Annotated in this window: 6 protein-coding genes; 4 read left to right on the top strand and 2 right to left on the bottom strand. The window is 65.9% G+C overall.

Annotated features, from left to right (window positions below; all coding sequences use genetic code 11):
* Positions 1–185, bottom strand: a 185-nt coding sequence (locus JYJ84_RS23025; protein WP_205189502.1) for a hypothetical protein, incomplete at its 3' end; no start/stop codon positions are given.
* A gap of 1075 nt (positions 186–1260) precedes the next feature.
* Here JYJ84_RS23025 and JYJ84_RS23030 point away from each other — a divergent pair.
* Entirely contained in the window at positions 1261–1398 is a 138-nt protein-coding gene (locus JYJ84_RS23030; protein WP_175220170.1) for a hypothetical protein, read from the top strand.
* Positions 1399–1517: 119 nt separating this feature from the next.
* On the top strand, positions 1518–3164 hold the full coding sequence (locus tag JYJ84_RS23035) for an NRAMP family divalent metal transporter (protein ID WP_175220172.1): 1647 nt from the start codon (positions 1518–1520) through the stop codon (positions 3162–3164).
* Between the two features lie 137 nt (positions 3165–3301).
* Here the strand turns inward: JYJ84_RS23035 and JYJ84_RS23040 are convergent, their stop codons facing one another.
* Positions 3302–4207 (bottom strand): LuxR family transcriptional regulator, encoded by a 906-nt coding sequence (locus tag JYJ84_RS23040; RefSeq protein ID WP_175220174.1) that lies wholly within the window; start codon positions 4205–4207, stop codon positions 3302–3304.
* A gap of 284 nt (positions 4208–4491) precedes the next feature.
* Here JYJ84_RS23040 and JYJ84_RS23045 point away from each other — a divergent pair, with 284 nt between their 5' ends.
* Both JYJ84_RS23045 and asnB read left to right on the top strand, forming a co-directional pair.
* Positions 4492–5325, top strand: coding sequence for an autoinducer binding domain-containing protein (locus JYJ84_RS23045; RefSeq protein WP_175220176.1), 834 nt, complete (start codon positions 4492–4494; stop codon positions 5323–5325).
* 271 nt (positions 5326–5596) lie between these two features.
* Entirely contained in the window at positions 5597–7564 is a 1968-nt protein-coding gene (asnB, locus tag JYJ84_RS23050; protein ID WP_174955778.1) for an asparagine synthase (glutamine-hydrolyzing), read from the top strand.
* Positions 7565–7635: the final 71 nt, after the last annotated feature.

Raw genomic sequence — 7635 nt, forward strand, 5'->3', positions numbered from 1 at the left:
GCGGCTGCCATTACCGCGACCATCAGGCAGTCGAGCGGGCGAGGCGTCGCCGGCACATGGGCGAGCGCCGTGCCGCGCCAGTTGCTGAACGCGTGGGCGAGCGGCGAGAGGCCGGAAACGAACGAGCGGTCGCATGCGACGTGCACGATCCGCTTGAGTCTGACTGCGAACGATTGAAAAAACATGACGCTGCCTCCGTCGTGTCCGGCTCGGGCCGGACGACGTGGTCGAGCGCGGGCGCATGACGCGGCCTGCGATCGGAGGGTGGAACGTAACGGAGCGTGCAACGGATGAACCGGCGATGGCCGGCCCGGGAGGAAGCGCGCTAACCCGACGAATGCGAGTTAGCGGCGAAAGACATGCGTCTGGCTGCTATCTCGCGATGGCTTGGCCGGCCTGGACCGGCATCGAACTACAACTAGAGCATGTGTCCACGGAGGGACTCCCTTGATGAATTGCGGCGGATTGTATGCGTGTCGTTTGCTGCAGCGCAAGTAAAAAACGCATAAAAATGGCGCACGTTGCGCGGGCGCCGCGACGGCCTGCTCGGGCACGGGGCGGGCGGCAGATGAACACGACGGGAGGCGCCGCCCCGTTGTTCTACGCATCGGACCCCGGCGGGACAACGCGCCCTGAAAGGTTGTGCCGCGTGTTTTCAAGGGCAAATCTTTCAGTGCCGCGAAGCAGGAAATTTATTTCGAGAAAAGGGGTTTCGAGGGGTTGACTTCACTTTCGGGGCGTCCATAGAATCCGCCATCTTCACTTTTGGGGCCGCCGCCTTGGACGCCTGCAGTAGTCGATCTTCGAACGAAATTTCCGCCTGAGCGACAAACGTCCGCGCCTCACTAGAAGCCGCCGTTTGTCACCCAGGCAAACGGTGCGCGCAGCAGTATTCAGCAGTAACTCCCTACGTGCACCCTGATTCGCGCCGGTTAGCGTGATGCGTTTTCGCATGCGCCGTCCGGTTTCACCGCCGCCTGGCAGGCGGCCGCGTTCGCGCACGCCTTTCCCGGGCTCGCGAATCCCGGCCCGCAGGCCTGACGGCGGTCAACCGTGTTCTCCGGAACACCGCACCGGAACAGGAGCCGCCATGAACGACAGTGACAGTTGTCCCTTATGCCCATTGCACATACAGACCCTTTTGAACCCGGGTCGCAGGGACAATCCGGCCCACTAGCCTGACACGTCGTTCAGGCCCCGGACTGGCCCCGCGCCCACCACGCGGCCGGCACGCCTGCCATCGCCGCACGGAGCCAGACCATGAACTTCGGCCTTCTGCTGTCGAATCTCCCGCACGTCACGGAATCGCGCAACCACTACGACGCGATGCTGATGCTCGACGCCCGTCCGCGGGTGTTCACCCGCCTGTTGAACCAGTTGAAATCGTTGATCCACTGAAGCACGAAGCACCGAGCGCGCCTCGGCATGCGCACGCGCGGCCGCCATCGAGCGGCTGCCCCGCGCGCATTCCAAGGTCACACGCTCTTTAGATAACCCTTAGCCGTACGGAATAAATCATGTCCACGCCATCCAACGTTTCTCCACCGATCGCCGCCGAACGCAGCGCCGTGCTCGACGAAGCCCACCTGGGCGATATCCGCGGCGCGCTCGGCACGATCGCGCGTCACGACACCGGTGCCCGCAGCACGTGGTGGGCGCGTCTGCGCACGCTGCTCGCCATCATCGGCCCCGGCCTCATCGTGATGGTCGGCGATAACGACGCCGGCGCATTCGGCACCTACACGCAGGCCGGCCAGAACTACGGCACGACGCTGCTGTGGACGCTGCTGCTGCTCGTGCCCGTGCTGTACGTGAACCAGGAAATGGTGCTGCGCCTCGGCGCGGTCACGGGCGTCGGCCATGCACGCCTGATCTTCGAGCGCTTCGGCAAGTTCTGGGGCGCGTTCAGCGTGATCGACCTGTTCCTGCTCAATGCGCTCACCATCGTGACCGAGTTCATCGGCATCACGTTCGTGCTGGATTTCTTCGGGCTGCCGAAGGTGGCCGGCGTGTGCGTGGCCGCGGCACTGACCATGGCCGCGGTGAGTACCGGGGATTTCAGGCGCTTCGAGCGGTTCGCGATCGTGCTGTGCCTGCTGAGCCTGCTGCTCGTGCCGGTGCTCGTGTCGATCCATCCGCCGGTGGCGCAGATCTCGCGCGATTTCTTCGTGCCGAACTGGCCCGCGCATGCGAAGCTGTCCGACGTGATGCTGCTCGTGATCGGTATCGTCGGCACGACGGTCGCGCCATGGCAGTTGTTCTTCCAGCAGAGCTACGTGATCGACAAGCGCATCACGCCGCGCTTCATGAAGTATGAAAAGGCGGACCTGTGGATCGGCATCGCCTTCGTGCTGGTCGGCGCAGTCGCGATGATCGCGTTCTCGGCCCAGCTGTTCTCGGGCCATCCGGAATTCGGCAACTTCACCGACGCCGGCGGCATCATCGCAGGCCTCGAGAAGTATTCGGGCCGCACGAGCGCGACGCTGTTCGCCGTCGCCTTGCTCGACGCATGCATCATCGGCGCGGCGGCCGTATCGCTGTCGACCGCCTATGCGATCGGCGACGTGTTCAAGATCCGTCACTCGCTGCATCGTAACGTGTCGGACGCGAAGGGCTTCTATCTCGTCTACTTCGGCATCGTCGCGGCCGCCGCGGCGCTGGTGCTGATCCCGGGCAGCCCGCTCGGCCTGCTGACGGAAGCCGTGCAAACGCTCGCGGGCGTGCTGCTGCCGAGCGCGACCGTGTTCCTGCTGCTGCTTTGCAACGACAAGCAGGTGCTCGGCCCGTGGATCAACTCGACGAAGCTCAACGTGTTCACGGGCGCGGTGATCTGGGTGCTCGTCATGCTGTCGATCATCTTGACCGCATCGGTGATGTATCCGGACATCAGCGGTGAAGCGATCCTCGATGTGCTGGTGGGCGGCAGCGTGTTCGCAATCGTCGGCTATCTCGCGACGGTGCTGATCCGCCGCAACAAGCGCGTCGTCGAACCGGGCGTCGACCGCTCGCAACGCGACACGTGGCGCATGCCGCCCCTCGACACGCTCGAGCCGCAGAAGATGACGCTGACGACGCGCGTGTGGATGACCGTGCTGCGCGGCTATCTCGTGATCGCGGTCGGTCTCGTGATCGTCAAGGTGGTGCAGATGATGCTGCTGAAGTAACGCAGCGCATCTTCCAGGAAGCGGCGCCGGACCCGGCACCGCGCCGCAACCCGCACATGCCGGCCCTCGAGGCCGGCATGTGCGTTTACGCGTCCGCTTGCGACGCGACGCGCCGCACCGCGCACGACTGGCGGCCGTCAGATCAATTCGAGCTTCGACGTCAGGTAGGTGAGCTGGATCCGGTTCGCGACGCCGAAGCGCTTGCGCAGCTTGCGCAGGTGATAGTCGACGTTGTGCGCGCTGGTGTCGAGGCGCCGGCCGATCTCCTTGTCCGAGGCGCCTTCCGCGATGCCGAGCAGCAGTTCCTGCTCGAACGGCGTGAGCCCGTTCACCGCGCGTTCGCGCGACGTCGAGATCAATTGCGGCGACGCGAACTTGTGCACCGACAGCCCGATCGACAGCGCCTGCTCGATCGTCGCCGGCGTGATCCATTCGCGCGTGCGGCGCGGCGCGGTGAAGCTCATGAACGCGTGCAGCCGCGTGCCGGGCACGGCCATCGAATACATGACGCCGCTGCACATCCCGTCGTCCTGCATCGTCTGCAGGAAGCCGTCGAGCGCGGCCGGCGTCACGCGCGGGCCGGCGTCGCGCTCGCGGTGTTCGCGGCGCAACTGCTGCAGGTCCCACACGATCGGCATGTTGCACACGCGCGCGCCGAGCGTGCGCGGATCGATGTCGTGATGGTTGTGCCGCACGTAGTCGCCGCGATAGGTGGCCGGCGTGAACGCTTCGTGCAGGTAGAGACTTTCGACCCGCTCGTGCGCGAATTCGAGCGCGAAGTACGCGAATGTCGAGAAGCCCGTCAGATGCAGCAGGCTCGCGACGATCCGGCTGCGCTCGGCCGTGCTCTGCGCGTGTGCGAGCGTATCGGCGACGCCGAGCTTCGGCGCGTGCGGCTGCGTGGGCGCACCGTGTTGCACGTCGTCGCACCAGACGACCTGCACCGGGCGCTCCCGCCGCGCGTCCGGGCACGCGTCCAGCCCGTGCGACGGGCGGGGAAAGGTTGGGGCGACCGCTTCTTCATGCAATGCAATATCGGACATGAGCCATCCCTCGGAATCGACGCGCATCGCCTAGCGGCGGCCGTATCGTGTACGGCATTCGCGGCGGTGCGATCGCGCATCGGTGTGATATGCGCCGATCGTCATCCCTGACGAAACGCGGGGGCATTGTACAAAAATGCCGGTGTACGCGTAATATGCCGTAATACTAATGGCGGCGAAAGATTCCTATTCGCACGCATATAACGAAGACCAGAAAATCCATAAAGAAAAGACCAGATCGTGACGGGGCGCAGGTTCACATATTGGGAAAGGGCGGGCTCCTCATGGCATATGCTGACGGCGCACCACGCGTCGAGTGGTTTTCGCAGGCCGATATTGCAACGGCTGCGGCTTATTCGAATGAATATCAGGCAATCGGGCATGACGTTTTTACCGGCATTCAAATTGAATCCGGTAAAACCGACCTTGGCTCGGTCGATTTTGCGCAATGCCATGCGCGATTGCGGCAAATCGGTTTCAGTACGCTCGGTTACGGCGCTTTTGAAATGATCGGGCGGCGCATCCTGTGCGCGCATCTGCTGCGCGACCTCGCGCCCGCGACGTTCATGCAGCCGTTTATCGAAGGCATGCTCTACGAGAGCGACCCGCGGTTCGCGCAGGTGCGGCAAAGCGGCTTTCCGGTCGCGTGGCGGCTCGACGAGATCGAGGCGGCCGCGCAGGGCAGCGGCGACCGCAAGATGCTGGCGCTCGCCGGCCATCTGCGCGCGCATGCGATGCACAGCGGCGTGCTGTTCGGCCTGTCGGCGCCGCGCCTCGACCTGCGTGTCGCGGTGAACGTGACGTCGGAGACGCACGGCACCGAATGGATCGACGATCGCGTGATCGGCGGCGCGCTGTCGGTCAGCCTCGCGGTGCATCGCGTCGCGCTGCCGTTCCTCGAGGCACGCATCGCACGCATGCGCGGCTTCGCGCTCGGCGACGAACAGCAGCAGGTGCTCGACCGCCTCGTGCACGGGCTGTCCGACCAGGAAATCGCGAGCGCGCTGCGCACGTCGCTGCACAAGGTCGGCCACCATATCCGCTCGCTCGAAAAACTCTTCAACGTGCAGAACCGCGCGCAGCTTGCGTATCTGGCGGCGCGCCGTCTGCCGTCCTGACGCTGTCCGTCCCCTGTTTGCTCCGCGTGACCCGATGACCGTCGGGCCGGCCTGCCCGTGGCCGGCCCGACGCGCCATTCCGATTCGGCCGCGCGCGCCGCCGCGATGCGCACACGATGCTTGACAGTGCTTTTTTCGAGTGATTGCAGCATTCACCAGTGAATTATTGCTGATTTATTTCTTCGTAATATGGCTCGACCGTCACGCCGGACGGCGGGCCGCGAGGTTGCGCCATGCGTGACGGAACTGGTCAACAGGGGCGGACAAATCAATGTGCGGAATCGACGGCTTTCTGAATAGCGTCGCCTTCGATGAGGAGACAGCGCGCGGCACGCTCGCGCGCATGACGGCAAGCCTCGCGCATCGCGGGCCGGACGGGCAGGGGATCTGGGTCGATCCGGAAGCCGGCATTGCGCTCGGCCACCGGCGTCTCGCGATCGTCGACCTGTCGGTACACGGCCGACAGCCGATGGCATCTGCGTGCGGCCGCTACGTCATGGTCTTCAACGGCGAAATCTACAACCATCGCGAACTGCGTGCCGAGCTCGAGCGCGCGGGTCGCGCACCGGCGTGGCGCGGCCACTCCGACAGCGAGGTGCTGATCGCGGCGATCGTCGCGTGGGGTGTCGAAGCGACGCTGCGGCGCGCGACCGGCATGTTCGCGATCGCGCTGTGGAATCGCGAATCGCGGGTGCTGACGCTCGCGCGTGACCGGATCGGCGAGAAGCCGCTCTACTACGGCCGGATCGGCGACGCGCTCGTGTTCGCGTCCGAGCTGAAGGCGCTGCGCGGCTATCCGGGCTTCGATGGCGCGATCGATCGTGACGCGCTGTGCCTGTATCTGCGCCAGTCGAGCGTGCCCGCGCCGCACACGATCTATCGCGGCATCCGCAAGCTGCCGCCCGGCACGTATATCCAGTTCGAGCATGCGCGCGACACGCCGCGCCTGCGCGCGTACTGGACGCTCGAACAGGCGATCGAGGACGGTCGTGCGCAGCCGTTCGAGGGCAGCGCCGACGAGGCGGTCGGCCAGCTCGACACGGTCTTGCGCCAGGCCGTCGCGCGGCAGATGGAGGCCGACGTGCCGCTCGGCGCGTTCCTGTCGGGCGGCGTCGATTCGTCGACGATCGTCGCGCTGATGCAGGCGCAATCGTCGACGCCGGTCGACACGTTCACGATCGGCTTCCATGAAGCCGGCTACGACGAAGCCGGTTATGCGAAGGCCGTCGCGCGCCATCTCGGCACGCGCCATACCGAGCTGTACGTCACGGCCGACCATGCGCTCGGCGTCGTGCCGAAGCTGCCGTCGATCTACGACGAACCGTTTTCAGATGCGTCGCAGATCCCGACCTTTCTCGTGTCGGAGCTGACGCGCCGGCACGTGAAGGTGAGCCTGTCCGGCGACGGCGGCGACGAGCTGTTCGGCGGTTACACGCGCTACTTCCTGACGCCGCGCCTGTGGCGCAAGCTGCATCGCGTCCCCGGCGCCGTGCGCGCGCGGATCGCCGCCGCGCTGCATGCGTTGCGGCCCGATCACGCGGATCAGCTCGCGGCTGTCGCACAAGGGGCATGGGGCGGCGTGGAGGCGCGCGAATCGGCGACGCGCATCGGCGATCGCCTGCACAAGCTCGGCCACGTGATGACGGCCGAGAGCCGCATCGGGCTGTACCGGTTGCTGATGTCGTCGGTGCATCATCCCGAGCGCCTCGCGCTGTCGGGGCAGGAGCCGGCGACACCGCTCGACACCGTATCCGCGTGGCCCGCGCACCTGAGCTTCGCCGAGCAGGCGATGGCGATCGACACGCTCACCTACCTGCCGACCGACATCCTCGCGAAAGTCGACCGCGCGGCGATGGCCGTGAGCCTCGAAACGCGCATGCCGTTCCTCGACCATCACGTCGTCGAATTCGCGTGGCGCGTGCCGGCGGAGGTGCGTTTGCCGGAAGGGCAGTCGAAGGCGCTGCTGCGCCGGCTGCTCGACCGGTACGTGCCGACCGCGCTGATCGACCGGCCGAAGCAGGGTTTTTGCGCGCCCGTCGATCACTGGCTGCGCGGTTCATTGCGTGACTGGGCCGAGGCGCTGTTGCGGCCGTCGCGGTTGCGCGAGGAAGGCTTCTTCGATGCGGCCGCGGTCGAGCGCCTGTGGCGGCAGCACCAGACCGGCCGGATGAACTGGCAGCACCAGCTTTGGACGGTGCTGATGTTCCAGGCGTGGCTGGAAGCGCAGCGCGCCGCGTAAGCGGACGCGCTGCGCGTCGTCACTGATCGAGGCAGCGCGTGCAGCGCTGTGTCGCGTCGTTCGCGTGCGGG

Source organism: Burkholderia sp. LMG 13014, assembly GCF_905232215.1.
Classification (GTDB): Bacteria; Pseudomonadota; Gammaproteobacteria; order Burkholderiales; family Burkholderiaceae; genus Burkholderia.

Coding starts and splice junctions, on each gene's coding strand:
- JYJ84_RS23030 (WP_175220170.1), top strand. CDS start 1,261: ATGAACTTCGGCCTTCTGCTGTCGAATCTCCCGCACGTCACGGAATCG.
- asnB (WP_174955778.1), top strand. CDS start 5,597: ATGTGCGGAATCGACGGCTTTCTGAATAGCGTCGCCTTCGATGAGGAG.
- JYJ84_RS23035 (WP_175220172.1), top strand. CDS start 1,518: ATGTCCACGCCATCCAACGTTTCTCCACCGATCGCCGCCGAACGCAGC.
- JYJ84_RS23040 (WP_175220174.1), bottom strand. CDS start 4,207: ATGTCCGATATTGCATTGCATGAAGAAGCGGTCGCCCCAACCTTTCCC.
- JYJ84_RS23045 (WP_175220176.1), top strand. CDS start 4,492: ATGGCATATGCTGACGGCGCACCACGCGTCGAGTGGTTTTCGCAGGCC.